Here is a 24,038-nt window from a genome sequence, read left to right on the forward strand (position 1 = left end):
TTCCAGTTGGCACCAGTAGGGAGCAGGTCAACCGCATTGCCGGAGATATGACGGCTATTCATGGTCTGGCTTTTACCAGTGGCCACCAGCTCTTTTTGCCGTTCTACCGTGCGGACACCTTCAATAACGCCGAAATCAACGGTCGATAGCTCCAGAGCGCGGCGAACCACTCTCACCAAGTCATCATTAACGCCTTTGAGGTTACCCTCACTCCGCTGGCTGAATCTGAAATTACTTGTCATTACCCTTTCCTTCTTCAATCGGCCGGCCCGTTACTTTCCATTTAAATAAGCTGGATAAGTAATCCGTACCGAGATAACCAATAATGACGCTCGATATATAGGCGAGATCTGTCGATAACCCGAAGAAATCAAGAACGTCCCGCACCGCAAACGCTATAGCGGCACACATCAGCGCATCGAGAAAGCATCTACGCCACGGCTTTTCGTTATACCGTCCACGTAACCAGGCAATAATCCCAGCGATACCGCCATAGCCAAATTCGAGGCGATGTGCGGCTATCCATCGGGTAATGATGTCCATAAGGTCAGGGTTGTTATGCATTTTCATATCTCCCCCTCCCATACGGGCTGGGCGTGTAGTTAAGGAATTTAGCCCACCAGTGCAGCCACTCATTATCAGTAATGTGTGTGTGGAGTTGACTGGGTGACTGGTGGGCTAAAACTGAAAAGGCCCACCGGAGTGAGCCTTAAAACACGTACGTTAACGTTTTCATGCCGTTAACTATAATTTGAAGCCGGTTACGGTTCCGGCGTCAACACCTACCAATGTGCTGACCGCATACCTTAAAAATGCAAAAGGCCCACCGAAGTGAGCCTTAAACTTGATATAAAATACAGATCCCGCCCAGAATACTAGATCGCGAATAAGATAGGCGAATCCTTGAATATCGCAAAGATGTCTTCACTTGGCGGTTTGGGGATTTTGGCTTTTTTTATCGCAATGATAGCTGCCTCACATAGCTCTGGATCCCCATCGAATGCTCTCACATCGACTAAAGTACCATCACGTAAGATACGGATCCGCATGGAGCAAGTTCGGCCTTTATACAAATCGGCATCATGAAACTCATGCTGAATTGCTTCTGTAATTTGCCTATAATAATACTCTACCTCTGGAGAGGCGTTTATAGATGAGCTTGATTCGTAAATAGACGGAGACGTCCCCGAACCCGCATGACGCTTGTCTACGCACCCTGTTATAGATAATAGACACACGCTAAATATCAGCGTAGGGACACTAAATAAAAAGTGAAATTTAAGTGTTCTCATTCCCTAAGTTCAACTCAATTTAAAATTGTAATTTTACAGTATACAGACACAATGTTTTGATAAGAATGAATAAAAAACCATCGATTCTAAAAATATAAATAATTGTAAGCGCCAGTTGCGGTTCAGATGTTAAACAAGGCTTTGAATTTGGTGCTGTGATAGCTAGCTTCACGGGTAGGATGACTGAGCCAACCATCGTTACAAAGTAACTATCACAGCAACATATAATTAACATTGTAATTATAAACAAAGAGTAAACATAACCATGCTTATAGTTGTCATATGTCACAAAACGACAAAACCCCGCCGAAGCGAGGTTTATTTGACTGGATAAGCGCTACTGCACAACCAACTCTTATCACACTAGAACACTTTATGCGTAGCGCACTAATCCTTTTTTATCATTTTCATGAATATGTTGGATTTGGGTATAAGGGTCCATCTCAAGAACAGCCCCCGTCATTGCTAAACAACCGTCTACAAAACCCTCCGCTACCTGCATCTGCTGGCGAACTCGGCCCTCAGATACTTTGTATCGCTTCGCTATCTGGCGCTTTGAAACACCAAGAATGTAATGTAGGCATATCAGCGAGAATTCATGCGTCAGTCGCCGTGCTTTTAGCTGACCTACGGCGGCATCAACGATCAGACCATCATCATCACAGCAAGATTCTTTACGGCTCGATGTAACTGGCAGTAGCCCCTTAAATCCCGCTGCTATAGATGAATAATCAGTACCGGAATTATCACGCGCCCAAACGCCCCAGCGGGCCAAAACTAAAGAAATGTCTCTCATGCTAAAGCCCCTATACCGATTGAACGATCCATAAAGCGGAATAATAGAACTATCTGGCTACCGTACTTCTCTTCCCACGCGCGCTGGTTGGCATGTAATTCATCGTGACAGTTGCGGCACAAAGGGAATGTGAATAGGTCATGAGCCTTAGTCGCCATTCCGCCCTGCCCGTGTCCGATGATGTGGTGAGGGTCACAGTCACCATTGCCGCAACCGCAGCAAGGTTGTGATTTAACCCATTGCAGGTATCTCCGGCTCTCCCAGCGCCGCAGTTTTGGCCTGAGCATAAAACCTGCTGGCGGCTCGGCATCAACTTTTAAGGCTAGCGCTGGCTTTACTGCTACTTCCGCTGGTGGGTTAGCTTTAGCCACTTTCTTGGCAACAACCTCTTGCGGTGCTGGCGACCAGGTAATATCACTCTCCTTTGTTCCACCAGTTTCGATCACTGCTGGTGGCATATGCAGAGAGGAACGGGCAATAGAATCCGGCAGCAGGTCGTAAACCTCGTTAACCACCGCCCACCAACACAATTCTGGCATGGTGAGCTGGTGACCCTCAGTAAAGCGGAAATAACCACGAATTGTCTCAATCAACCAAGTGATAAGGTTGGAAGTTGCTAGCTGATCTAACCGTGGGATGTTTTGCCCACTAAGCCGGTTGTCACATGCCCAACACAAGCGGATAGATTTCCCCTTATAGCTGAGCGTTGTCAGGTTCTTATCGTGATAGCTTTTGTTTGGGTGAACCCACTGGCACCCTTTTAACAGCCCCACTCGAGCCTCAAGCACTCGAGGGCCACCAGCAGCGCGGATAACCCTTTCATGTTCAAAGAATGGCAGCAGGCGTGGATCGTTAGCCAGTTGCTGATCGACAAAAGGCAACCTGCCGGCAGGAAGCGATTTAAACTCTTCCGGCTCACTGGCCACCAGCAACCGGCCCGACATGTAAGGCATCAGGTCCGGCCCCGGCTTTAAAAAGACGAGGCCAAGCTCACGCTGAATAAATGGAGTTAATAACGCCCTCATGCTGCTTTAGCCGTCATCATTAATTTAATGAGTTCAGCCACTTTCGATTCATAGAAATGTGGTTGCGTCTCACGTGGATTACCCGGACTGGTGAGGTTCTTGCCATAAAGCAGCCCTTTTGACGTCACTGACCAAAAGTATTTAATCCCCCCTTTGGCTTTTGGTGATGTGCTCGGACGGGATCGGCGTTCAACAATACCCAACTCGGCCAGACGACCAAATGCTACTGTCGTTCTAATGGGGATTGACCGAGATTTAAGTACCGTACTCAGTGCCATAGTTGGACGGCTTGAGCCGTCGACAGCATCAGAAGGGGCATCAATGGCATATTCAGGTGCTAGATTTGGTAAGCCGATCGCTTGCTGTAACTTTTGGCAAGCACCAAGAACGGAGGAGTTAGAGAGGTTTAGCTCTTTTCGCATGAAACCAAGAAGTGTTACACCGGCCTGCATTAGATCATTAACAGGTACTTCATGCTTACCCGAACTAATCAAATCAAAGGTACGTATTACTTTAAGGTTAAATACGGGACTAATCCACATTGCATAGGCGTAGACAATTTCACGACAAACGTAGGTTCCCTGATTGGCGCCACCGCGAATTGTGACTACTGATTCGATGCTCACATCTGAGCAACGGTCAATTTCTGCACGAAGGGCAATTATTGATTCGAGGCGCAAAAAATTTGATGGCTTATGCCTATCTTCACTACCAGAAACTACATGCAAATCATTCAGACAGTAACGACCAGCATGATCATTACGTACAGAAACACCATCAATAACGATTAATTGATTCATAATTTACTCCACACATTAGTTTTTACCAGCCTATCCAATCCAATGTCCGCACACATGGAGAGGTGAATAACTGCACAAACACTGTACATCAATACAATATCAACGAGGAACATTTTTATTCACCTCACTGATAACTATCTCTATCTTCCCTCCCTTGATGATTGGTCCCCACTCAATCGTTAGCTTTTTTACCTGGCTATCATCAACCCACACACCCGCATGAGTCAGGGCATCCAAGGGCGCTTTCAGGAAATTATCCAGATCCCGCCGAACCAGATTGGGAGGGTAGAAAACGATAGCGACGGCAACCGGATCGGTGATTGCTTTCGGCACCCGCCGCAACTGCTCCAGAATGCAGGCCAATGCCTCAGACCGAAACTGACGACCTTTGACGCTGATAAGATGCCGACCCGCTAACGGCCCCTTGCTCGGGGCGCGCCAGTAGCTATTTACCGATGGTGGAAATGGCAGGGTTAGTTTCATTCGGCTTCCTCCGGTTCGAGCAAGGCCAAAGGTTTAGCATTCGGGGCTTGATCACCCCAAACGTCCCAACCGGGCGATGAAGTGCGCGCAAACAGTTCTATGCGACGAGCATTTTTGAATCGACGCTCGATCTGCTCACGGAAGAAATGAGGCTTACCAGAATGGATACCGGTATATTTTTCTTCATAGACAGTGTACTGATTGCGCTCAGTCTGGTTGCTGCAAACTTTGCCTCGAGTGAATAGAAGTAAAAACTCAGCGTCATTCATCCCCCATGGGCCAACAACACCGTGGCGACTGCCGGTGTGTTTCTTCTTTTCCCATACCTTATCGATACGGATGAATTTAAAGCCCCAAGCAGCACCGACAGTTAGTGCCTCCGACACCATGGCGCCCGTTACCCACATGAACAACGCAGAATTTGGACTGGCTATCCCACGAACCTGCATTGTGCAAAGTTCTGTTAAAGACATGGTGGAATATTCCAGACTCACACCACGATTGGGCTTACTTCCATAATGCCAAGGCGGATCGGCGTAAATAACATCGTAGAGCAGGGGTGGTAACGCAGCAGCAATTCGCTGACCGAGCCATTGCATGACATTAACAGCCATGCTGTTGCCGATCGCTTTATATCTTGGACCATCAGCCGCAGCCCGGCAGCAATCCTCAAGGCTCTTCGTCCGACCACCACGCATCAGATACTTCACATAGTCTTCTGCCATTTTTTCAGGGCGAATGGCGCGACCATAGGGAATGAGCGTGTGATCATCTGGCATGCCCTGTAATCGTTCACACTCTCGTGGGGTTAGGCGACGAACTGCCATCCCGGTAAGGATTGCCGGATATCCTTGACCAGGCTTACCGCCCCCAGAAGATACTGCGCCCGTTATTTGCCCATCCCCATTCTCTAATCGAACGGCTGAGGAACTATTTTCTGCAAATGCATATGCTATCGCCGGAGGTTGACCGCCATTGGCATTACTCTCACAGCTATTCCCCGCCCTAAGAGTGGGAGATATTTCAACTGAAGCATCACCGCCATAATCTTTACTACTGAACGCTATTGCTGGTACCTGATTACATTGCAGTGCACCTGTTACATGCTCATTAGCTCCGAGCGCTCTTGATGTATTACCGCCGGCTTGCCAGTTAAAAACCGCAAGATGTTCATGACTTTCCTGTGGTCTCGCCCTCAACACACCACATCCAGCCCCCCAACTCCCCGCACCAGTAGAGCTAAATACCTGAGGGACAATGCGGCCGGTATATGCATCTTGGCCTGTATACGCGCCGGGATGAGTATCAGAACATAGAGTTCCTACCGTATAAGGCAAACCATTACTATCGAATTTGCTGCTGATTAAATGTCCTGCTTGTGCTTGATTGTCGTCAGCACCACATGTTCCAACGCCGTTTGCAGTAAGGGCGGCAACTGCTTTCCCCGATTCTCTGCTCGGCGCAGAATCCCGGCGCAGGCCGTCGAACTCAAATAATATTTCTTCGGGATTAATGTCATCTCGAGCACTTGCGACAACGAACACACGGCGGCGGCGTTGGGCCACTCCGAAATATTGGGCGTCTTTGATGATCCATGCGATTGCTCTTTTGGGTCCAGACACATAACCAGCGTTCGTCCATTTTTTCCCTGATGGGACAAGTGGCTCATCTTCTCCGGCAAGTGCTGCAAGAAAACACCCGAATGCGTTGTCTTTGCTGCTGAGAACGCCCGGCACGTTTTCCCAGACGATGATTGATTCTTTTTCGCCACGTTGGCGGCGCGCGTCGTCGATTGCATCGGCTAATTCCACATATGAAAGAGTTAACTGGCCACGGGCATCCGCCAGACCATTACGCAGGCCAGCAACGCTGAACGCCTGACAAGGAGTGCCACCTACCAAAATATCAGGAGCTTCTACACTTCCGGAACGAACTAACTCGGCAATCTTAGTCATGTCGCCAAGGTTGGTTACTGTTGGCCAGCGATGTGCCAGTACTGCTGATGGGAATGGTTCGATTTCACTGAACCATGTAGCTGCCCAGCCAAGAGGTTCCCATGCAAGGCTTACTGCTTCGATGCCGCTACACACTGATCCGTATCTCATACTACTGCCTCCCCACCCACGCGCTGGCTGCATTCTTTCCATAGGGCGTTCCACTTATTGACGCCAAAACCATTCCCCATACCGCGCAAACCAAGTTTACTAGCCTCGTTGCTGACCATGGTTTCAAGTGGGGTTGGGTTACGAACGGGTAAGCCCGAACCAATGAACCGCATGTAGGCTTTATCGCGCAGAGTGGTATCGCCAGTCAGTAATTCCCCGCTCGCCTTAACCCATTTGCCATCTTTGCGGACTGGGCGTCCGTGTGCATGCCAGCGGCTGGCACCTTCAAGGTATCCAGGGAATTTAGTTGGCTGGAAAAGTGTTGTAGGACGTAGATACTCAGCCATATCCAAATCAGCAGCCCACTTCGCGTGGAGGTAATCAACCGTGAGTTTCAGCTCGGCAACAGTGAATTGCTCTTTCAGTCGGGCGCGGATGTTCTCCAGCGATGATTTGCTAGTCTGGTACCGAGAACCGGTGGTCAAGTTCAAGTGTTTTAAAACGTCTTTGGCCTGATCAGTAATTTCGACTTCAGGGTCGGTCGCCATTGGCGGCTGACAAGTAGGTTTTATACTTGATGGATCTGGTGTTGAATTTACTGACGGATCGCCCCCAGATTCTGGCGGGTCAAAAGTCCCATTATTGCCAGATTCTGACCCGTCGAATTTTGAGCCGTCAGTTTTTGACCCGTCAGTTTTTGAGGTGTCAGATTCTGACGCATGAGCAGCAGCCTTAAGTTTGGCAACATTCAACTGATAAACATTACTAGCGTTTCTGTTACCGGCACGGCGGGCTTTCTTGCTTAACCAGCCATCCGTTTCCAATTCAGCCAAAGCAGTACGAACGGTGCTCTCACCTGCCCCAATCTGCCGGGCAATCGTCGTCACTGACGGCCAGCACACACCCTCATCATTAGAGAAATCAGCAAGACGGGCCATAATCGCCACCTTTGATATCTTCATACCAGCAGCCGCACAGCCGTCCCATACATAACTGGATAGCTTTACGCTCATACATCCACCTGTGTAAATTCTTTTTTGAACCGCTTGATAGGCTTAGTTAATTCACCATGTTCGTAACCATCACGAAGGTAGATAACCTCGCCAGTCGTGCTGTCATAGCGAATGACGTGAACACGAACGCCGCGCTTATCGTTGTAATAACGATCAAGTAATTGGATTGGGTTTATAGTGGTTGAGCCGGGATTAGTCATACGCGGCCCCACTTACGGCGAACTACACCCACAATTCCCAGCGCTCTGCTGTGGTTGCACGGTTTCCACTGGCCCCTTATCATTCGTTCATACCGGAACGGGCTGACACAAACGCAACGCAGTTGCGGAATAGAACGTTTAGCCGCTACAATGTGCATGCGTTAATTACTCCACACGTTTAGTTAATGCACCCGACGCCTCTGTGCCGCACACGGAGGCGTCACCCCTTTTGTAAACAGCCTTTGATAAAATTCTAATCCCCTGAATAACTTGAATTAATTCATCAACACACTGGTCAAACTTAACCTCTTCCAAGTGGTCAATCTCTCCATCAGCAGTGTATTCAATAAATTTCTGATGCAATTCACCGTACTTAGCGCCAAACACTAAGAAGCGTTCGTGCAACTCTTCGTCATGTATTTGATCAATTCGGGGTAATTTGAAAAACAGGCCACCAGCTCGCTTACACATGGCCTCTGTGATATCAGAACGACCCGAAAAGAATTCCATGTCGACGGCCATACCTAATGGCACTACCTGCCCCGCTAACTGGCGTACTCGGTTACGAAGCGCGTTATCAGTGCCATTCTTGGGATCAAGTGTTTTTGCCATACCCTCATACTTGCCCGGAGTCTGAATGATTAACTGGTGTATCGCGTCGCTAATGTCTGGTTGAGTTGGAAAGTCTTTGTTATCCACAATGTTTCTTCCTATCTGGTGGTTTAACTCAGGCGGCTGGTGCCGTAGGCTTTTGATAGTCGGATGGGTCATATTTCAATTTCCCTTCCGTAATCTTTTCTGCTTTTAAAGCCTGCTTTTCTGGAATGATGTGACCCCATTGGCAAACGGCACTATGTGAAACACCAAGAGCAATAGCGGTTTTCGATGTGCCCTTGAAGAATTCAAGAACGTCAGTTTTATGCATAGTTACCTCCATAAAAGTAAGCATACTTACATCGTATATTCACAGACTACTTACGTCAACTGAATGTAAGATTACTTACGTCTTTTTTATATGGTGGATGCTATGAACACAGTTGGCGGGAGAATAAAATTTAGGCGGCGGCAGTTGAAGCTGACTCAAAAAGATATCGCTGAATATGTGGGAATCTCTGCATCTGCCGTAACCCAATGGGAAAGCGACGCTACCGGCCTGTCCAGCGACAGTTTACTTAAACTATCTTCATTACTAGAATGCGCACCAGAATGGCTTTTATCTGGGAAAGGTGAACTTGAGCCTTCGCTAAAAGTTATGGCCAGTAAATCCAAGCTTGTGCCTGTGATTTCTTGGGTACAGGCCGGCGCTTGGACTGAGGCTCTTAGTTCAGCAGGATCCCGATCTGAGTGGATTGAAACAACGGCTAAAATTTCTGATTCCGCATTTGCCTTAAGAGTTAAAGGTGACTCAATGACCGCATCTGGTTCACTGAGCATTCCTGATGGGTCTATTGTTATAGTGGATCCTGAATATGGGTTTATTGAAGATGTTAATGAAAAAATTGTTATAGCTCAGACAAATGGCAATCATGAGGCGACAATTAAAAAATTTGTTATTGATGGTCCTAACAAATATTTGATGCCACTAAACCCTCAGTTCAAGCCCATTGAAGTGGATGACACCTGCAAATTAATTGGTGTAGTGAAGCAGATAATCATAGACCTACAGTAATTACTTATATCTTCTTAAAACAGCCCGCGCTTTGCGGGTTTTTTTATGCCAAAACCTAAAAAGTAAGTTAACTTAATTTTTACCCTTGACTTTAAATGTAAGTTTACTAATACTGAATACATCAACAGCGAACAGGCAGGACGCCCACGAAGTAGCTGCCCGAGGCGAATGAAGATCGGGATGATTCGTTGAAGACTAACTATTGATGATGTTAAGGATGTGGAAATGGTACTTCTCAGCAATCACATATCCTTCTTCATTTTGACCGCAGTTCATATCGTATATTTTTTGGAGAATGCCTTTTCTTACCAAAGACTCGACTACTGCGCTGTGATTACGGAAATAAACAACATGCGTTCCGCGCTGAATGAATTGCCTTAAACATTCTTTTTCATTTGGCGTGAGTCTTTCTATTCGGGATGTAACGAAAAACTCTGAGGTAACTGATGAGAATAGCTTTGTTACATACCTTGTGGCGGATGAGATAAAAAAGCTAATACAAAACAATAGGATGTAATACATCCAGTGCGGCGGGATGATTTCAGGGTTATGCATATCGATCGCTTCTTTAAGCGACACAGGCAGAACAATGACAAGAATGATGAATATTAGAAGCATATGAACAATCCGGGCTAGGTCAATTTCCCGCAGGACGAAATGTAATACTTCCTGCCACCAGTTGTTGTTCATCGGCGTAAATCCATCACTCATTGTAGGGGTGAGAAGATTTTAACCGATTTCTCGCTGTAGGGGTACACGGGAAGCACTGCCGCCTGAGGTGTTTAAATAACCAGGCACTTATTTAAATGCGAATATGCAGTAGCTGCCGGTGGCATACGAAACACCGGATGATTCGCTTAGTAGGGTTAACAGTGTGGAGTGATCAGGATGGAAATCAGCAAAAAAGATAGCGATAAACTTGAAGGCAGGACATTTAACCTACCTTCCGGGTTTAAATACCAGGCTATTAATGAATGTGAAATAGCATTGATTCGTTTGTTGCTGGAGGACTCCAAAGAACTCCAGAAACTTAAACCGAATGCAAAAACCAACCAAAACATACGCCTCGCTGAGTCGATGCTGAGTAATCAAGCAGCCGTGAAGCGTGGTTATTACACCAGTAAAAGCCTTTGTGAAACGGATAATTAAAACAGGTCGCCTGGTTTTGGTGATAGCGGATCAAGCAGCGCCAGTGTTTGTTTGAAAATCAGTTCTTGTTGAGGTTCTAAATCACCACGACCAAGACGCTCTCGAAAATAAAGAATGTGTCCTTCTAGATCTATAGATGATGGCCCGCCATTTTCAGTAATTGAAGTTGCAAGACGCGTAATGGCAAGTTCCATAGCTTTAAGACGAATGTTTATATCTTCATTGTTCACAGAAAAATCCTCCTTGTTGTAGGGACTTTGAGGATACCACCGCCGCCTGAGGTGGAGAAGTAACCAGGCACACAATCGCATGAGCATTACACCGGATATATGGACTGCAGCTGTGTTACCACCGCTGGCGGCAAGGTGGTTAGGTCGCAGAGCCTGCGTAACGGCCCACGCGTCGTAAGGTGGTCAAATGTAGTGCTCAGCCGATTGTGGTTTACCAAAGAGCTAGCCTGTGCAATTGCAGCAGCCGGAGATAAGCGCCGGAAATCACATCCTTGTTCCATTGCTGTTGCTGTGTTTTTAGCGGCTGCGCCAGTTCTCAATCAACCAACACCAGGGGGGTGAGGATAATGTTCTGACAGGCCAGCCGCTCTTTTTACACACAGAGAAGTGCTCCGGGCGGGTTATCCCTTTAAACCCGTACAGTATAAAGCCCCCGGATCGGAGTACTTCTCTGTGTGTGGAGAAAATATGCGGCGCATGCCGCTTCATTGTGAGGTCTCAAAATGAATGAGCGTCAAACTAATGTAGCAAACTTTATTAGCGATCTAGATGGCGGTGTATTTGAACAAAAATACGGCGCTATTTTAAGTGATGTCGCCCTTGGTGTTAATAACACCAATAAAAAGGGAAAGGTAATCATCGAAATTGAATTTTCCGCTCTCGATGAAAACCGTGTCACCCTTTCTCATAAACTGAAATTCACCGCCCCTACAATGCGTGGTAATCGCTCAGAAGAAGATACGACGACTACACCGATGTATGTAAATAAAGGTGGTCGACTTTCTTTATTCAAAGAAGACCAAGGTCAGTTATTCACAGCTAAAGGTGAAACAGACGGTAAATTAAAAACCGTTAATTAATCACTCACTCTTTCCGAAACTTATTTTTATATTCCAATGGAGTTAATATGTCTCAATTAGATGGTTCAGCAATCGCACAAATTAAAGATTTAACGTTATCCGCTTTATTTACTAATGGCTTAGAGTCAACTGACTGTCCGGTATCTGTTTTACCAGAGAATGTAGGCGTGGAAAGTCTGGAACGTTTCTATGAAAACCGCTACCGTTTTCGCGGCAAAATGGAAACCACCAGTATCGACGATTTTGTAAAATATTCTTCTGAATATGCTGGCCCCGGCGTTCGCTGCTTCATTGATGCCGATAGCATGCAAGCAGTAAGTATTTTCAACCTTGGCACCCTTGTTTCTCCTGGTCATGCTGACAACACTGGCGTTATCGTTTTAAAGAAAACAGCCCCATTCACTGGGTTGTTAAACATCAATGAGCGTAAGCAGAGCCAAAAAGAACTTGCCGAATGGTTAGAAGATAATCGTGAATTCCTGACTGCCTTTGACGCAGATGGGGAAGTAATGAACGCAGTGCAGGCAGTAAATGGCGTTCGACGCATTACTATTGAATCGCTCTCTTCTTCTGATCATGAAGAGAATGATTTCAGCGGCAAGCGCTCACTGATGGAAAGCGTAGAGGCTAAGAGCAAAGACGTTATGCCAGCAGCCTTTGAATTTAAATGCGTACCATATGAAGGCCTGGGTGAGCGCCGTTTCAAATTGCGTTACAGCATTATTACCAGCGACAAACCGATATTAGTATTGCGGATCGTACAGTTGGAAGCTGTAGAAGAACAAATTGCAGCGGAATTCCGTGATCTGCTTACTGATAAATTTAAAGATGTCGAAGTTGAAACGTTTATCGGTAAATTTAAAGCGTAATTCATTAAACCTTAGCTTATTAGTATCACTTCAAATATCCCAGCAATGGGGTATTTGGCGGGGTATTACCTAAAAACCGTGTGGAGTATATTTATGTCTTATATCACGACTTATTCAGGACTGAACTTTGATTATTTAAAACCAGTTGCCAGCAGCATTTGCATTGATGATATTGCTCAAGCTTTATCGCATGAATGCCGTTTTGCCGGTCACCTGCCGAATTTCTATAGTGTGGCCCAACATTGTCTTTTAATGAGCTTTATTGTCGAAGAGCAATATGCCCTTGAGGCGTTGCTACACGATGCATCAGAAGCTTATTGCAAGGATATTCCCTCCCCTCTCAAGCGCTTACTTCCTGACTACCAGGCAATCGAGCGCCAAGTTGATTTGGTTATCCGTGAGAAATTTGGGTTGTCGGCGGAAATGGGTTTCGTTGTTCATTATGCCGATCTTGTCATGCTGGCCACTGAGCGTCGTGATCTGGATATCGATGATGGCAGACCATGGCCCATGCTAGATGGTGTACCTCCCTCAGACATTTCTATTACCCCGCTAACACCATTGCAAGCCCGTGCAAAGTTCCTGCAGCGATTCAATGAGCTAACCGGGGCCATAGCATCATGATGTACGGCCTGTTTTTACTCGTCTGCTACACCTTCCAGCCGTGCCAGTACGAGCCTCAGGGCTACGTATACCCGGATGATAAAAACTGTATAGCAGACATTCAGCAGCAAGGTCTACCACCTGAATATGAATGCCTTCCGGTGGATGGCGTTCTCTATGCGAGGAAACAGTGATGATCAAGACAATTACAGCAGCACCAGTTGAACGTGATAGCCATGGTTTCTGGACTCACCCTGATTATTTTGTACCTGCAAATGGGAGGGAGGTTGGCGTTGAAGGTGAATCAACGAAGCAACAGCGCCTTGATCATGCCAATCAGTTGATCCGTATTATTGCCGCCCATGGTCGCCGGTTCTTCTATGACACCAGAACGGAGAGAGTTGCCCAACTCGAATTAAACAACACCGGTAGGGTTTTTCTGATCGATGAATATACCGGTAAGCGAATTTATACCCACTTCGAAAACCGACACTGGAAAGGATTTAACCACGGCGGTACTTTGCGGTCGCTGGTCATAATGATGCGGAACTACATCTGTAAAGGTGAGCGCATCGATGCTTACTACTTGGGACCGGAAAACAGCAGTCTACGCAAAGGGAATATTTGGGGCTATCCAGAAGAGGCGATCGAGGCTGTTCGTAATGAAGCTGGCTTGTTACCAATCATCGAGCAGGAGGCATGATGGATAAGTCGATTTTAGATATGTGCTGCGGCTCCCGCATGTTCTGGTTCAACCGTGCCGATCCGCGCGCTGTATTCGTCGATATCCGTGCCGAAAGTCACATTTTATGTGATGGCCGTAAGCTGGAGATTGCACCAGACCTTATTGCTGATTTTCGTCAGTTGCCGTTTGCCAATAATACTTTCCAGATCGTTGTATTCGACCCACCCCACCTTACCCATTGTGGGCCTGAAGGTTGGCAGGGAAAGAAATACGGCATCCTTAGTAAGTCATGGAAAGACGACCTTACTAGAGGCTTTGCTGAGGCGTTCCGGGTATTACGTCCGGGGGGGGGGTACTTATCTTTAAATGGAATGAGGTGCATATCCCTACCCGCGACATTATTAAACTGTCGCCGGTACCGCCAATATTTGGGCATCCATCAGGGAAAAGGGCCAATACAAACTGGGTATGCTTTCAAAAACCAATGGATGATTTTGGAATCGATAAAACACCCAAAATAAATGAACAAGAATGCATATTTTAATCAAATAGTTAACTGGTCTATCAGCTGATAATTGGCGGTACCATGAACAAATTAAATGAACATGAATTACAGTCTATTTTTGAAAATTTCAGTGAATGCCCTGTTGTTATTCGTGCAGTAGAAGAGATGCTATCACTGCGCGAACAACTGGATGCGCTTAAGACATTACCAGCAGTGGCCCTCGTAGAGAATAGTGATTTTATGACCTTTGGCAAGCCGCGTAAAAAAGCTGTTCGTGAGCTTTATGAGGGGGCGCTGGTTATCGGTCAGGAGTTATTCACAGCAGCCAAGCCAGCAGAAATACCACGCCATATTTACTCAACGCTGGTAAATGAATTGCGTGACGTTCCTGCCATCGGTTGTAAGCGGGAATTAATTATTGGTGTGTTAAATCGTCACGGTGTTACTGCTGAGCCGGTGCAGTTTGATCCACCAGCAGCAAAATGATTTTAGTCACGGCCTGTGTGCGGCGGGCCTTTAAATAAACAGTGTGGGGTATGTATGAATACAACATTTTTGTTAATGGCTGAGTTTGAAACATCAACGATCCCGCTGTCCGATATTGCTGAGCGGTATTTCGGTATGAAGCCTGCAACAGCAGATAAGAAAGCTGGCGCTGGTGATCTGCCGGTTCCCACCTTCCGTATCGGTGACTCACAAAAGGCTCCCAGAATGGTGCACGTTAACGATTTAGCGGACTTTATTGATAAGCGGCGCGGCGAGGCAAAAACAGAGTTGGCGCGGATCAAACAATATTGATAGTGGCGAAAAACTTAGACCACCAGCACCCCAATAGCACCCCGTAAAATTGTAACTTACTGATATTTATTGTTAGTACGTCCCATCGAGCATCGGCGCGACGGAGAAACGTTGTAGAGGGTAGTGTGGCTTATTGGCCGGGGTGCTGGAAAAAGTCTGGGCTGCGTGCATTTACGGTGATTTCATCGGTTATTATTTCATCAAATACCCTTTGAAGTTGCCCGCCGAGCGAACCCTACAAAGGGATGGAATGACTAATTATACCATAGAAGCTGACCATAGCTGCCTGTGTGATAATTGAACTCTACGACTGATCGTTCTGTCATCGAATCCTGTGAATTAACAAAAGTGTGATACCCACCTTCCCCTCGTTTTTTCACCTCTCGGCGATTAACGCTAAATATGGTAAAATCAATTCAATTCAAATGCTGCGGGATGGATATAATGAAACCTATCGATGAGGAAAAGCTGCTGGCTCAGGCTGAAAGTCTGTGCCAACAACGTAACGTCCGGCTGACACCGCAGCGTCTTGAAGTACTACGCTTAATGGCACAACAACCTGGCGCAATCAGTGCCTATGACCTGTTGGATTTGTTGCGTGTGTCTGAGCCACAAGCCAAGCCTCCAACTGTTTATCGCGCATTGGATTTTTTGCTGGAGCAAGGGTTTATTCACCGCGTCGAGTCGGCTAATAGTTATGTGTTATGTCATCATTTTGAAGAGCCAACCCATACTTCAGCGCTATTTATCTGTGATCGGTGCAAAATAGTCACTGAACGCACTACAGTGGGCATTGAAGAGGCATTGGCACAGTTAGCAAAACAATCAGGTTTTGTACTGCGTCACAGTGTGGTTGAATCGCACGGTTTATGTGCTGAATGCGGGGAAGTTGAAGCATGCGAAAGCCATGAGCATTGTGACCATGACCACTCTATTGTCACTAAAAAGAAATAGCTGCGTACCTAATTGAAGTTGCTGCAATGTTAGCTGCTCTACAATTACTTTAGATATAAATCCCTGGTGGGTATATATCAGTTAATAAAAAGCAGACTGCCGCGAGCAATGCGACAGGGTAATAATTAATAAGGCACATCCTTGTGCAGACGCAGATATAAATACAGGTCAGCTAGAATAGCTTTTATTAAAAATAACCTCACCGCTTCAGTATAATTGGAGTTGATACACCAATAACAAGACGGGGTTGATTAACAATACATATTCTATGAAACGAGAAACCCGATTAATTTATATCAATATCAATTTAATTCCATTTAATGCTGTTACCAGCGATATTTGCTGTGGTCTTCCCAGGCTTTGACTTCTTTCTCGGCTTGCTCTTTCTGATAGCCGTATTTCTCCTGGATTTTACCCACTAGCTGGTCACGCTTACCTTCGATTACCGTTAAGTCATCGTCAGTCAGCTTGCCCCATTTTTCTTTCACTTTACCTTTAAACTGCTTCCAGTTACCGTCGGCTTGATCTTTATTCATAATATCTCCGTTACCTTGGGATTAGTCAGTTTATTTAATTCAATACGATAAACATTCTCTATTGAGAAAAACAACCACATTTAAATTAGTCACTCACAGTCATAATTTAAAATTAAACTTCGTTGTTTCGCTTACCGTACGAATAACTATAGCAGAGGATACTAGCAATTAAAGCCAGGATAATATTAATCACTGAGATTATAGCTATAAAGTAAAAATAAGCACTGATATTATTCAGTTAAAACAGTAGGTAATAACTTATTGTCGGAATCGTCTCAATCTAAATAACTTTTCCATACTTGGAGCTGTAGCAGGCTAGCTGTACTTGTTACTTGGCCCCTTCCCAGACATCACCTCTGAGAGGCCGCTGCAAGCAGCATTCAAATTTTCTCCCCGCAGATTTGTCATCCGAATCATCTACTTGTCGTTAGCATTGATCGGAATTAGCGAGCTTCTTTGCGGCTGCCTACCTGCAACGTCAATTATTTTGGGTATCTGAATCGTTTAATGGGGTCATTAATAATAAAAAGCCGCTCCTGAGCAGGAACGGCTTATCAGTTCAATATAAAACGCTAATGTTAGATCCAGTCGCCATTACGGATAACACCGACGGCCAATCCTTCAATGGTAAAGCTTTGTTCGCGCAGATCGACAATAATCGGTTGGAACTCACTATTTTCTGGCAGAAGCTGTACGATATTACCTTGTTTTTTCAAGCGTTTTACCGTCACTTCATCATCAATTCGTGCCACGACCACTTGCCCGTTACGCACATCTTGCGTTTTATGCACCGCTAATAGGTCGCCATCCAGAATACCGATATCTCTCATCGACATCCCATTAACCCGCAACAGAAAATCTGCACTCGGTTTAAACATTGATGGGTCTACTTTGTAGTGCCCTTCGATATGCTGCTGTGCCAGCAAAGGCTCACCTGCGGCAACCCGACCAATCAGTGGCAGGCCGTCTTCTTCTTCCATCAGCAAACGAATGCCACGGGAAGCGCCAGAAACAATCTCAATGACGCCTTTACGGGCCAGTGCTTTTAAATGCTCTTCAGCGGCGTTAGGAGAGCGAAACCCCAGACGCTGCGCAATTTCGGCACGGGTCGGTGGCATGCCGGTTTGCGCTAGGTGATCGCGAACCAGGTCATAAACCTCTTGCTGTCTGGTAGTAAGTGCTTTCATTCCGCCCCCTGTTTGTTTATACAGTCTTGCTGTGAGTATATACAGGTATGCGGGTGTTGGGAACCAAAGAGTGAATAAAAACAGGGATTAATCACAGCTTATTTCTGCGGCATTGTTCGGCATAACGTTAACCAGCATGCTGCCAAAGTACGGTTATCCAAACAAATAACGCTAACAAGATAGCGAGGAATACTGCCGCGGACCCCATATCTTTGGCGCGGCCCGATAGCTCATGGAACTCACTGCCAATCCTGTCCACTACCGCCTCAATCGCACTGTTAATGACTTCGATAATGATCACTAAAACCACGCTACCAATTAATAAAAGGCGTGCGATAGCATCTACATCCAGCCAGAAGGCCAGTATGATAGCGATTATGGCAGCAACAGCTTCCTGACGAAATGCCGCTTCGTTTTTCCAGGCAGCCGTTAAGCCTTTCACAGAATAACCGGCCGCTTTATAGACTCGGGCCAGCCCTGTTGATTGATTCGCCATGTTTTATTGCCTTTATCTTAAGTTAATGATGATTTTTGCCGCTTTCTGTTGTCTTATCACCACAGATCTCAAAACCAGTTTCTGGTATCCTTGCGACGAATTGCTAACAAGAGGCTTCATGTAGTTATGTCAGGTTGGCGTAAAATATATTATAAGTTATTGAATTTACCACTTAAAATGTTGGTAAAAAGCAAGGTTATTCCGGCAGACCCTGTGACTGAGTTAGGGCTAGACCCCTCTCGTCCTATTCTGTACGTTTTGCCTTACAATTCTAAGGCTGATTTGCTGACTTTGCGAGCGCAGTGTCAAGCACAAGACCTGCCCGACCCATTGATTCCATTGGAAATCGATGGCGTGCAACTGCCCAGCCATGTGTTTATCGATAATGGCCCGCGGGTCTTTCGCTACTACGCGCCTAAACAGGAATCGGTAAAGCTGTTCCACGACTATCTGGATTTGCACCGCAATAATCCCGAGTTAGATATCCAGATGTTACCGGTTTCCGTGATGTTTGGTCGTTCGCCGGGGCGTGAAGGCCACGGAACACCCCATCTGCGCGTGCTTAACGGAGTGCAAAAATTCTTCGCGGTATTGTGGCTGGGTCGCGATAGTTTTGTGCGTTTCTCTACCACAGTTTCACTGCGCAGGATGGCCAGCGAGCACGGTACCGATAAAACTATCGCCCACAAACTGGCTCGCGTAGCGCGGATGCACTTCTCCCGTCAACGCCTGGCAGCGGTTGGCCCTAGTCTGCCTGCCCGGCAGGATCTGTTCAAAAAGTTGCTGACCTCAAAGGCGATTGAAAAGGCCGTCGCCGATGAAGCGCGGACCAAGAAAATCTCCCATGAGAAAGCACAGCAAAATGCCATTACGCTGATGGAAGAGATCGCAGCCGACTTCTCATATGAAGCCGTGCGTCTCTCTGACAGAGTATTGAGCTGGACGTGGAACCGTTTGTATCAAGGTATTAACGTCCATAATGCAGAACGGGTGCGGCAGTTGGCGCAAGATGGCCATGAAATCGTCTATGTGCCTTGTCATCGCAGCCATATGGATTATCTGCTGCTCTCCTACGTGCTTTATCATCAAGGGCTGGTGCCGCCGCATATTGCCGCCGGGATTAACCTTAACTTCTGGCCTGCCGGGCCTATCTTCCGCCGTTTGGGCGCGTTCTTTATTCGTCGCACCTTTAAAGGCAACAAACTCTATTCAACGGTTTTCCGCGAGTATTTAGGTGAACTGTTCACCCGTGGTTATTCAGTTGAATACTTTGTTGAAGGAGGGCGCTCACGTACCGGCCGCCTGCTGGAGCCAAAAACCGGCACACTGTCGATGACCATTCAGGCGATGTTGCGTGGTGGCTCACGTCCAATCACTTTGGTGCCGATTTATATCGGTTACGAACATGTGATGGAAGTGGGTACCTATGCCAAAGAGCTGCGTGGTGCGACCAAAGAGAAAGAGAACCTGTTGCAGATGCTGCGGGGCTTGCGCAAGTTGCGTAACCTCGGTCAGGGCTATGTCAACTTTGGTGAACCGATCCCGTTGACCACCTATCTGAACACCAATGTACCGCAATGGCGTGATGCCATTGATCCGATTGAAGCTCAGCGCCCAAGCTGGCTAACACCGGCGGTAAATGATTTGGCCGGTAAAATCATGGTGAGAATAAATAATGCGGCAGCAGCGAATGCCATGAACTTGTGTTCTACCGCATTGTTAGCCTCACGTCAGCGTTCACTCACCCGTGAGCAGTTGCTTGAGCAACTTGATTGCTATCTGCAACTGATGCGTAATGTGCCGTATGCGAAAGATGTCACTGTGCCGGATAAAACACCGGAAGAGTTACTTAATCACGCCTTGAATATGAATAAGTTTGAGGTGGAGAAAGACAACATTGGTGACATTATCATCCTGCCACGGGAACAAGCCGTGCTGATGACCTATTATCGCAATAATATCCAGCACTTACTGATGCTACCGTCACTGATAGCCAGCATGGTGATGTACCACCGCCGCATTACCCGTGACGAATTGTTGCGCCAAATCAGTATGATTTATCCGATGTTGAAAGCTGAACTGTTCCTGCATTACAGCAAAGAGCAGTTACCACAGACGCTGGACACGCTGATAGATGAACTGGCCCGCCAGCAGTTGATTTGTGACAAAGGGACCGAACTAGTGCTGAATCCGGCCCGAATTCGCCCACTGCAATTACTGGCCGCCGGTGTGCGGGAAACCCTGCAACGATACGCGATTACCCTGTCGCTGCTCAGTGCCAATCCGAGCATTAACCGTGGGGCGCTGGAGAAAGAGAGCCGTATCATGGCGCAGCGATTGTCTGTTCTGCACGGGATTAACGCACCAGAATTCTTCGATAAAGCGGTATTTTCAACACTGGTCGGTACCTTGCGCGAAGAGGGTTATATCAGTGACAGTGGTGACGCGGTTCAGGAACATACGTTGGAAGTTTACAATATGCTGAGTGCGTTGATGACGCCGGAAGTGAAACTGACTATCGAGAGTGTCAGTATGCCAGCCGAAACCAGCAATCAACGGCCAGAATCCGAGGCAGAGGATAAATCGGAAGATTGATTCCTCAAGACGCTAAACAAAAATGGCCGGATTCATCATCTGGCCATTTTTTTGACTGTTTTCCAGAAACGTATTTACTGCCAATAACTAATCAGAATCCCTAAAAACAACACCAGCCCTACGTAATTATTATTCAAAAACGCACGGAAGCAGGCGTCGCGGTCACGCTGCACAATCATCTTTTGTTGGTGGATAAACAAGGCACCCGCCAGCAGGATTGACCAATAGAATGCGCCGCCCAACCCCATCAGCCAGCCGATAGCAACCATCAACACCAGTGTAGCCAGTTGCAGCAAACCTATAATCAGCTTGTCATGTTGACCAAATAAAATCGCCGTGGACTTAACCCCAATTTTCAGGTCATCGTCGCGATCAACCATTGCGTATTGCGTGTCATAAGCGACGGTCCAGCAGATGTTCGCCAGCAATAACAGCCAACAAACCAAGGGTAAGCTCTCACTCACCGCAGCGAATCCCATCGGAATTGACCAACCAAAAGCTGCGCCTAATACCACTTGGGGTAGATGAGTGACCCGCTTCATAAACGGATAAATCCAGGCTAACGCCAATGCTGCCAATGATAACCAAATGGTCATGCTATTAAGGGTTAACACCAGACCAAACGAGAGCAGTACCAATACCACAAACAGGATTTTGCTCTCTCGTTCACTGATAATACCACTGGGTAACGGGCGGGATGCCGTGCGTTTTACAAAGCCATCAATATTTCGGTCAGCATAATCATTGACGACACAACCAGCCGCACGCATAAAAAATACACCCAACACAAACACAATCAGTATTTTGGTTTCTGGGATACCCTGTCCCGCCAGCCATAATGCCCACAGCGTCGGCCACAATAGCAATAACGAGCCAATAGGCTTATCAATCCGCATTAAACGGCAATAAGCCTGCCATTTGGTCTGAACAGTACTTCCCTTCAATTTATCCATCTCCAAAATCTTACTACGGCTTAAACCGCATACAGTGGCGAGGCCGGTAAAAAAACTTCCGTCAGTAACAGGGGTTTGCCTGACAGACGCAGCAATGAGCGGCGCGCCCAAAGTTCATTCTGCCGCCCCACTTGAATATAATCACGGCTTAAATTGTCCCCACCAAATAAATAGCGCCCGAGTGGGAGGGTGCCCAAATCCACCAGCGCCCTATCCGGGCCAGACAGTGTCTGCTCGGGGATAACCGTGCGACCAAGCAGCCAGGGTTCATTATCACCACACAAAATGATTTCCCGTAGCCAATAGAGTTCGCTTACAGGTAAGTGTTCTGCATCTTCCCCTAACTCATTACGCGTAATAAAGCATTCTCGCTGGGGTTCGACATGGACTCGTTGGCAATATTGCTCAAAACGCCGGGTCATCGACCCCAATTCCATCAACCAATCAGCGATATCAGCAGGAAAATTGGGCTGGTCAATGGCACACCATTGGATAGGTTTTATAATTGATGCATCGCCGGTAGACATCTAGCTTGCTCCCTGCCGGGGAGAAAAGACTCTCCCCGCTAATTCGTAAAGAAGGGGACATTGTAGCGCAGATTGAGGATCCCGCGACATCAGGTTACTTTTTATTATGACCAACAAAGGACGTAATTTTATCGAATTGTTTTCTATTATTGATGAGTTAGGGGAACCCATCCCTTATAACGAATAATTGCCGCACCAGAGTTATCATGTCGACTGGACGACCTGAAGTACATCTCAAGTAAATCTGCCGCCTCTTGTCCAGAAAGGTAGGTATTGTCTCCCTGGGTGATCAGCTCAGGAGTCAAATTTTCATATAATTGTCTTATCTTCGGCACCATTGAATTAAGCTGTTCTACATTTATTAAATTTGTATCAAAAACGTATAATCCTTCTTTGTTGGCAGTTTGCACGATGGTAATAACATGCCCCCTCTCAGGAAAAAATAAAATGCTTTCACCGGGTTTTAAACTGCTAATTTCCGCTTTTATCGTCTGCAAATCGAAGGGATAGACAATCATTCAATTGATGATATCGGCGCAAGCTCAATCGCATGTCTTTTACATTCTCACTTAATCTTTTTCTTTCTGGCAAAAAACTAAATAAGTGAGTTTGAGATTTAAAGCAGAATTAACCACAACAGGGTGTCGCGAAGATAACCAATAGCAAAACGAGGCGTTGCGAGCGGCAGTAGCTGTACATAAGACCCAACGAAAAAAGGTGCGCCAAAGCGCACCAACCATCTAGCCATATTCGGCAGTGCCGGGATTTAACCCTTGCCTTTTACACTACCAATAAAGGTTTTTCGGGCTGAAGTTGAGCCCAAATGTTCCGCTTCGTTCAACAATTTCAGCGCCTTATCGACATCACCGGCTTTCACCGCATCTTTAATCGCCTGGTTGAAGTAGTTTTCAGTCTCACTCAGCATTGGCTCCGCAGGTTTTATCGGTGCGGGTACTGCGGCTGGCGTAGGTTGAACCGCGCTGCCTACCACGACTGGAGCCGAAGCCGGTGCTGACTGTATTAAGCCAATCATAACGTTGCCCATCCCCTGCTCAGCAGTGGCCTTGATTTTCAGGTTGCCTGTCGGGGTGTGTTTAGCGATTGGATCTGGAATATCCGGTACCGCATTACCGACACCCATGGCATAAGCTTTGGCTGGGTCCAGCAGCTTGGTGGTTTTTGCCAAATCGTCACGGGTGGTGTAAACCAGCAAATAAATTTGTTTCTGGCCCAGTGCCGGGGTCAGTTTCATCACCCCTTGCAGACGATCACTGGTCATAATGCCCGCTTTTTCATAAGTGAAATAGCTGGACGGATAGTAAGCAGCTGGGCGCATTTGCTCGTCCAGCACTAAAACGCTAGGGGAAAAAAGCTGATTATCAGTCACTAAACTGCTAAGTGTAATCTCCATCGATCCACGATCGGCGGGTAAAGCAAAAGCGGCAACAGCCCCTTCAACATTCCCTTGAGAGATTTGTGGACTCGCCGCAGTCAGTTTGATGTCCTGCGTAGTCGGTGGCACTAATGGCTGCCATGGTAACTGCTGTAAGGTGGCGGTACTGATCGTCGGCGCGATAGAAACATTCGCCGGAGAAATAGTTGACTCTGCTTGCACCGCCAGAGGTGCTGTAACCCCTAAAGCCAATGCCAGACAAAGTGACAGTAGATTCTTTTTCATTGTTATTACCCTCATACATTGAGCGTCAGC

30 protein-coding genes and 2 pseudogenes are annotated in these 24,038 nt (G+C 46.7%); 11 read left to right on the top strand and 21 right to left on the bottom strand.

Annotated features, from left to right (window positions below):
- The 12 genes and pseudogenes from V2A85_RS06895 to V2A85_RS06950 all read right to left on the bottom strand — a co-directional run.
- A pseudogene (locus V2A85_RS06895) lies at positions 1-242 on the bottom strand (M15 family peptidase); the annotation flags it as partial.
- A complete protein-coding gene (locus V2A85_RS06900) occupies positions 232-570 on the bottom strand; it encodes a phage holin, lambda family (RefSeq protein ID WP_420071124.1) in 339 nt (112 codons plus the stop codon). The pseudogene V2A85_RS06895 and the gene V2A85_RS06900, both read right to left, overlap by 11 nt.
- Before the next feature lie 305 nt (positions 571-875).
- Positions 876-1,292 (bottom strand): cell envelope integrity protein TolA, encoded by a 417-nt coding sequence (gene tolA / locus V2A85_RS06905; RefSeq protein WP_420071125.1) that lies wholly within the window; start codon positions 1,290-1,292, stop codon positions 876-878.
- 373 nt (positions 1,293-1,665) lie between these two features.
- A complete protein-coding gene (locus V2A85_RS06910; protein ID WP_420071126.1) occupies positions 1,666-2,088 on the bottom strand; it encodes an antiterminator Q family protein in 423 nt (140 codons plus the stop codon).
- Complete coding sequence (locus V2A85_RS06915; RefSeq protein ID WP_420071127.1) at positions 2,085-3,113, bottom strand: DUF968 domain-containing protein; 1,029 nt, start codon at positions 3,111-3,113, stop codon at positions 2,085-2,087. The genes V2A85_RS06910 and V2A85_RS06915 overlap by 4 nt, the downstream gene beginning before the upstream one ends.
- Positions 3,110-3,913, bottom strand: coding sequence for a KilA-N domain-containing protein (locus V2A85_RS06920; protein WP_420071128.1), 804 nt, complete (start codon positions 3,911-3,913; stop codon positions 3,110-3,112). The genes V2A85_RS06915 and V2A85_RS06920 overlap by 4 nt, the downstream gene beginning before the upstream one ends.
- 99 nt (positions 3,914-4,012) lie before the next feature.
- A complete protein-coding gene (locus tag V2A85_RS06925; protein WP_342079778.1) occupies positions 4,013-4,396 on the bottom strand; it encodes a RusA family crossover junction endodeoxyribonuclease in 384 nt (127 codons plus the stop codon).
- Positions 4,393-6,501, bottom strand: a complete 2,109-nt coding sequence (locus V2A85_RS06930) for an MT-A70 family methyltransferase (protein ID WP_420071129.1) — start codon at positions 6,499-6,501, stop codon at positions 4,393-4,395. Before V2A85_RS06930 ends, V2A85_RS06925 begins: the two co-directional genes overlap by 4 nt.
- Positions 6,498-7,514: a conserved phage C-terminal domain-containing protein gene (locus V2A85_RS06935; RefSeq protein ID WP_420071130.1), complete on the bottom strand. Its 1,017-nt coding sequence runs from the start codon at positions 7,512-7,514 to the stop codon at positions 6,498-6,500. The genes V2A85_RS06930 and V2A85_RS06935 overlap by 4 nt, the downstream gene beginning before the upstream one ends.
- Complete coding sequence (locus V2A85_RS06940; RefSeq protein ID WP_420071131.1) at positions 7,511-7,714, bottom strand: DUF4222 domain-containing protein; 204 nt, start codon at positions 7,712-7,714, stop codon at positions 7,511-7,513. Before V2A85_RS06940 ends, V2A85_RS06935 begins: the two co-directional genes overlap by 4 nt.
- 165 nt (positions 7,715-7,879) lie before the next feature.
- Entirely contained in the window at positions 7,880-8,413 is a 534-nt protein-coding gene (locus V2A85_RS06945; RefSeq protein ID WP_050323426.1) for a YmfL family putative regulatory protein, read from the bottom strand.
- A gap of 28 nt (positions 8,414-8,441) precedes the next feature.
- Complete coding sequence (locus V2A85_RS06950) at positions 8,442-8,639, bottom strand: Cro/CI family transcriptional regulator (RefSeq protein WP_005174518.1); 198 nt, start codon at positions 8,637-8,639, stop codon at positions 8,442-8,444.
- 102 nt (positions 8,640-8,741) lie between these two features.
- Here V2A85_RS06950 and V2A85_RS06955 point away from each other — a divergent pair, with 102 nt between their 5' ends.
- A complete protein-coding gene (locus V2A85_RS06955; protein WP_420071132.1) occupies positions 8,742-9,383 on the top strand; it encodes a LexA family protein in 642 nt (213 codons plus the stop codon).
- A 195-nt stretch (positions 9,384-9,578) separates the two neighbouring features.
- On the opposite strand, the gene V2A85_RS06960 is transcribed toward V2A85_RS06955, so the two are convergent.
- Complete coding sequence (locus V2A85_RS06960) at positions 9,579-10,073, bottom strand: super-infection exclusion protein B (protein ID WP_072187044.1); 495 nt, start codon at positions 10,071-10,073, stop codon at positions 9,579-9,581.
- Positions 10,074-10,271: 198 nt separating this feature from the next.
- On the opposite strand from V2A85_RS06960, the gene V2A85_RS06965 reads away from it, so the two are divergent.
- Entirely contained in the window at positions 10,272-10,532 is a 261-nt protein-coding gene (locus tag V2A85_RS06965; protein ID WP_045844201.1) for a hypothetical protein, read from the top strand.
- Here V2A85_RS06965 and V2A85_RS06970 read toward each other — a convergent pair.
- On the bottom strand, positions 10,529-10,762 hold the full coding sequence (locus V2A85_RS06970) for a hypothetical protein (RefSeq protein ID WP_420071133.1): 234 nt from the start codon (positions 10,760-10,762) through the stop codon (positions 10,529-10,531). The genes V2A85_RS06965 and V2A85_RS06970 overlap by 4 nt on opposite strands.
- 503 nt (positions 10,763-11,265) lie before the next feature.
- On the opposite strand from V2A85_RS06970, the gene V2A85_RS06975 reads away from it, so the two are divergent.
- The 8 genes and pseudogenes from V2A85_RS06975 (at position 11,266) to zur (ending at position 16,036) form a co-directional block, all read left to right on the top strand.
- Positions 11,266-11,622 (top strand): hypothetical protein, encoded by a 357-nt coding sequence (locus V2A85_RS06975; RefSeq protein ID WP_046050063.1) that lies wholly within the window; start codon positions 11,266-11,268, stop codon positions 11,620-11,622.
- Positions 11,623-11,669: 47 nt separating this feature from the next.
- Positions 11,670-12,491, top strand: coding sequence for a YfdQ family protein (locus V2A85_RS06980; protein ID WP_420071134.1), 822 nt, complete (start codon positions 11,670-11,672; stop codon positions 12,489-12,491).
- A 93-nt stretch (positions 12,492-12,584) separates the two neighbouring features.
- Complete coding sequence (locus V2A85_RS06985; protein WP_420071135.1) at positions 12,585-13,115, top strand: HD family hydrolase; 531 nt, start codon at positions 12,585-12,587, stop codon at positions 13,113-13,115.
- A gap of 172 nt (positions 13,116-13,287) precedes the next feature.
- Positions 13,288-13,797 carry a hypothetical protein gene (locus tag V2A85_RS06990; protein WP_420071136.1) on the top strand — a complete coding sequence of 170 codons (510 nt, stop codon included), beginning with the start codon at positions 13,288-13,290 and terminating at the stop codon, positions 13,795-13,797.
- Positions 13,794-14,323: pseudogene (locus V2A85_RS06995) on the top strand (class I SAM-dependent methyltransferase). Before V2A85_RS06990 ends, V2A85_RS06995 begins: the two are co-directional and overlap by 4 nt.
- A 42-nt stretch (positions 14,324-14,365) precedes the next feature.
- Positions 14,366-14,770 (top strand): hypothetical protein, encoded by a 405-nt coding sequence (locus tag V2A85_RS07000; protein WP_420071137.1) that lies wholly within the window; start codon positions 14,366-14,368, stop codon positions 14,768-14,770.
- A gap of 54 nt (positions 14,771-14,824) precedes the next feature.
- Positions 14,825-15,082: a pyocin activator PrtN family protein gene (locus V2A85_RS07005; protein ID WP_023160424.1), complete on the top strand. Its 258-nt coding sequence runs from the start codon at positions 14,825-14,827 to the stop codon at positions 15,080-15,082.
- 444 nt (positions 15,083-15,526) lie between these two features.
- Complete coding sequence (zur, locus tag V2A85_RS07010; RefSeq protein ID WP_420071138.1) at positions 15,527-16,036, top strand: zinc uptake transcriptional repressor Zur; 510 nt, start codon at positions 15,527-15,529, stop codon at positions 16,034-16,036.
- A gap of 326 nt (positions 16,037-16,362) precedes the next feature.
- Here the strand turns inward: zur and V2A85_RS07015 are convergent, their stop codons facing one another.
- The 3 genes from V2A85_RS07015 to V2A85_RS07025 form a co-directional block, all read right to left on the bottom strand.
- Positions 16,363-16,572, bottom strand: a complete 210-nt coding sequence (locus V2A85_RS07015; RefSeq protein ID WP_004391853.1) for a CsbD family protein — start codon at positions 16,570-16,572, stop codon at positions 16,363-16,365.
- A 578-nt stretch (positions 16,573-17,150) separates the two neighbouring features.
- Positions 17,151-17,759 carry a transcriptional repressor LexA gene (gene lexA / locus V2A85_RS07020; RefSeq protein WP_005191485.1) on the bottom strand — a complete coding sequence of 203 codons (609 nt, stop codon included), beginning with the start codon at positions 17,757-17,759 and terminating at the stop codon, positions 17,151-17,153.
- Positions 17,760-17,886: 127 nt separating this feature from the next.
- Entirely contained in the window at positions 17,887-18,255 is a 369-nt protein-coding gene (locus tag V2A85_RS07025) for a diacylglycerol kinase (RefSeq protein ID WP_083162113.1), read from the bottom strand.
- Positions 18,256-18,381: 126 nt separating this feature from the next.
- On the opposite strand from V2A85_RS07025, the gene plsB reads away from it, so the two are divergent.
- Complete coding sequence (gene plsB, locus V2A85_RS07030; RefSeq protein ID WP_372560372.1) at positions 18,382-20,850, top strand: glycerol-3-phosphate 1-O-acyltransferase PlsB; 2,469 nt, start codon at positions 18,382-18,384, stop codon at positions 20,848-20,850.
- A 74-nt stretch (positions 20,851-20,924) separates the two neighbouring features.
- Here plsB and ubiA read toward each other — a convergent pair whose 3' ends face one another.
- From ubiA to malM, 4 genes are all read right to left on the bottom strand, one after another.
- Complete coding sequence (ubiA, locus tag V2A85_RS07035; protein WP_083164025.1) at positions 20,925-21,794, bottom strand: 4-hydroxybenzoate octaprenyltransferase; 870 nt, start codon at positions 21,792-21,794, stop codon at positions 20,925-20,927.
- Positions 21,795-21,823: 29 nt separating this feature from the next.
- Positions 21,824-22,330 (bottom strand): chorismate lyase, encoded by a 507-nt coding sequence (gene ubiC / locus V2A85_RS07040; protein ID WP_420071139.1) that lies wholly within the window; start codon positions 22,328-22,330, stop codon positions 21,824-21,826.
- A gap of 146 nt (positions 22,331-22,476) precedes the next feature.
- A complete protein-coding gene (locus tag V2A85_RS07045) occupies positions 22,477-22,848 on the bottom strand; it encodes a hypothetical protein (protein WP_420071140.1) in 372 nt (123 codons plus the stop codon).
- Between the two features lie 248 nt (positions 22,849-23,096).
- Positions 23,097-24,008 carry a maltose operon protein MalM gene (gene malM, locus V2A85_RS07050; protein ID WP_420071141.1) on the bottom strand — a complete coding sequence of 304 codons (912 nt, stop codon included), beginning with the start codon at positions 24,006-24,008 and terminating at the stop codon, positions 23,097-23,099.
- Positions 24,009-24,038: the final 30 nt, after the last annotated feature.

This window comes from Yersinia sp. 1252 StPb PI (assembly GCF_048593885.1).
Lineage (GTDB): Bacteria > Pseudomonadota > Gammaproteobacteria > Enterobacterales > Enterobacteriaceae > Yersinia > Yersinia enterocolitica_E.

Excerpts from the sequence above, each read along its gene's own strand:
- V2A85_RS06900 (WP_420071124.1), bottom strand. The coding sequence starts at position 570 with ATGAAAATGCATAACAACCCTGACCTTATGGACATCATTACCCGATGG.
- tolA (WP_420071125.1), bottom strand. The coding sequence starts at position 1,292 with ATGAGAACACTTAAATTTCACTTTTTATTTAGTGTCCCTACGCTGATA.
- V2A85_RS06910 (WP_420071126.1), bottom strand. The coding sequence starts at position 2,088 with ATGAGAGACATTTCTTTAGTTTTGGCCCGCTGGGGCGTTTGGGCGCGT.
- V2A85_RS06915 (WP_420071127.1), bottom strand. The coding sequence starts at position 3,113 with ATGAGGGCGTTATTAACTCCATTTATTCAGCGTGAGCTTGGCCTCGTC.
- V2A85_RS06920 (WP_420071128.1), bottom strand. The coding sequence starts at position 3,913 with ATGAATCAATTAATCGTTATTGATGGTGTTTCTGTACGTAATGATCAT.
- V2A85_RS06925 (WP_342079778.1), bottom strand. The coding sequence starts at position 4,396 with ATGAAACTAACCCTGCCATTTCCACCATCGGTAAATAGCTACTGGCGC.
- V2A85_RS06930 (WP_420071129.1), bottom strand. The coding sequence starts at position 6,501 with ATGAGATACGGATCAGTGTGTAGCGGCATCGAAGCAGTAAGCCTTGCA.
- V2A85_RS06935 (WP_420071130.1), bottom strand. The coding sequence starts at position 7,514 with ATGAGCGTAAAGCTATCCAGTTATGTATGGGACGGCTGTGCGGCTGCT.
- V2A85_RS06940 (WP_420071131.1), bottom strand. The coding sequence starts at position 7,714 with ATGACTAATCCCGGCTCAACCACTATAAACCCAATCCAATTACTTGAT.
- V2A85_RS06950 (WP_005174518.1), bottom strand. The coding sequence starts at position 8,639 with ATGCATAAAACTGACGTTCTTGAATTCTTCAAGGGCACATCGAAAACC.
- V2A85_RS06955 (WP_420071132.1), top strand. The coding sequence starts at position 8,742 with ATGAACACAGTTGGCGGGAGAATAAAATTTAGGCGGCGGCAGTTGAAG.
- V2A85_RS06960 (WP_072187044.1), bottom strand. The coding sequence starts at position 10,073 with ATGAACAACAACTGGTGGCAGGAAGTATTACATTTCGTCCTGCGGGAA.
- V2A85_RS06965 (WP_045844201.1), top strand. The coding sequence starts at position 10,272 with ATGGAAATCAGCAAAAAAGATAGCGATAAACTTGAAGGCAGGACATTT.
- V2A85_RS06975 (WP_046050063.1), top strand. The coding sequence starts at position 11,266 with ATGAATGAGCGTCAAACTAATGTAGCAAACTTTATTAGCGATCTAGAT.
- V2A85_RS06980 (WP_420071134.1), top strand. The coding sequence starts at position 11,670 with ATGTCTCAATTAGATGGTTCAGCAATCGCACAAATTAAAGATTTAACG.
- V2A85_RS06985 (WP_420071135.1), top strand. The coding sequence starts at position 12,585 with ATGTCTTATATCACGACTTATTCAGGACTGAACTTTGATTATTTAAAA.
- V2A85_RS06990 (WP_420071136.1), top strand. The coding sequence starts at position 13,288 with ATGATCAAGACAATTACAGCAGCACCAGTTGAACGTGATAGCCATGGT.
- V2A85_RS07000 (WP_420071137.1), top strand. The coding sequence starts at position 14,366 with ATGAACAAATTAAATGAACATGAATTACAGTCTATTTTTGAAAATTTC.
- V2A85_RS07005 (WP_023160424.1), top strand. The coding sequence starts at position 14,825 with ATGAATACAACATTTTTGTTAATGGCTGAGTTTGAAACATCAACGATC.
- zur (WP_420071138.1), top strand. The coding sequence starts at position 15,527 with ATGAAACCTATCGATGAGGAAAAGCTGCTGGCTCAGGCTGAAAGTCTG.
- V2A85_RS07015 (WP_004391853.1), bottom strand. The coding sequence starts at position 16,572 with ATGAATAAAGATCAAGCCGACGGTAACTGGAAGCAGTTTAAAGGTAAA.
- lexA (WP_005191485.1), bottom strand. The coding sequence starts at position 17,759 with ATGAAAGCACTTACTACCAGACAGCAAGAGGTTTATGACCTGGTTCGC.
- V2A85_RS07025 (WP_083162113.1), bottom strand. The coding sequence starts at position 18,255 with ATGGCGAATCAATCAACAGGGCTGGCCCGAGTCTATAAAGCGGCCGGT.
- plsB (WP_372560372.1), top strand. The coding sequence starts at position 18,382 with ATGTCAGGTTGGCGTAAAATATATTATAAGTTATTGAATTTACCACTT.
- ubiC (WP_420071139.1), bottom strand. The coding sequence starts at position 22,330 with ATGTCTACCGGCGATGCATCAATTATAAAACCTATCCAATGGTGTGCC.
- V2A85_RS07045 (WP_420071140.1), bottom strand. The coding sequence starts at position 22,848 with ATGATTGTCTATCCCTTCGATTTGCAGACGATAAAAGCGGAAATTAGC.
- malM (WP_420071141.1), bottom strand. The coding sequence starts at position 24,008 with ATGAAAAAGAATCTACTGTCACTTTGTCTGGCATTGGCTTTAGGGGTT.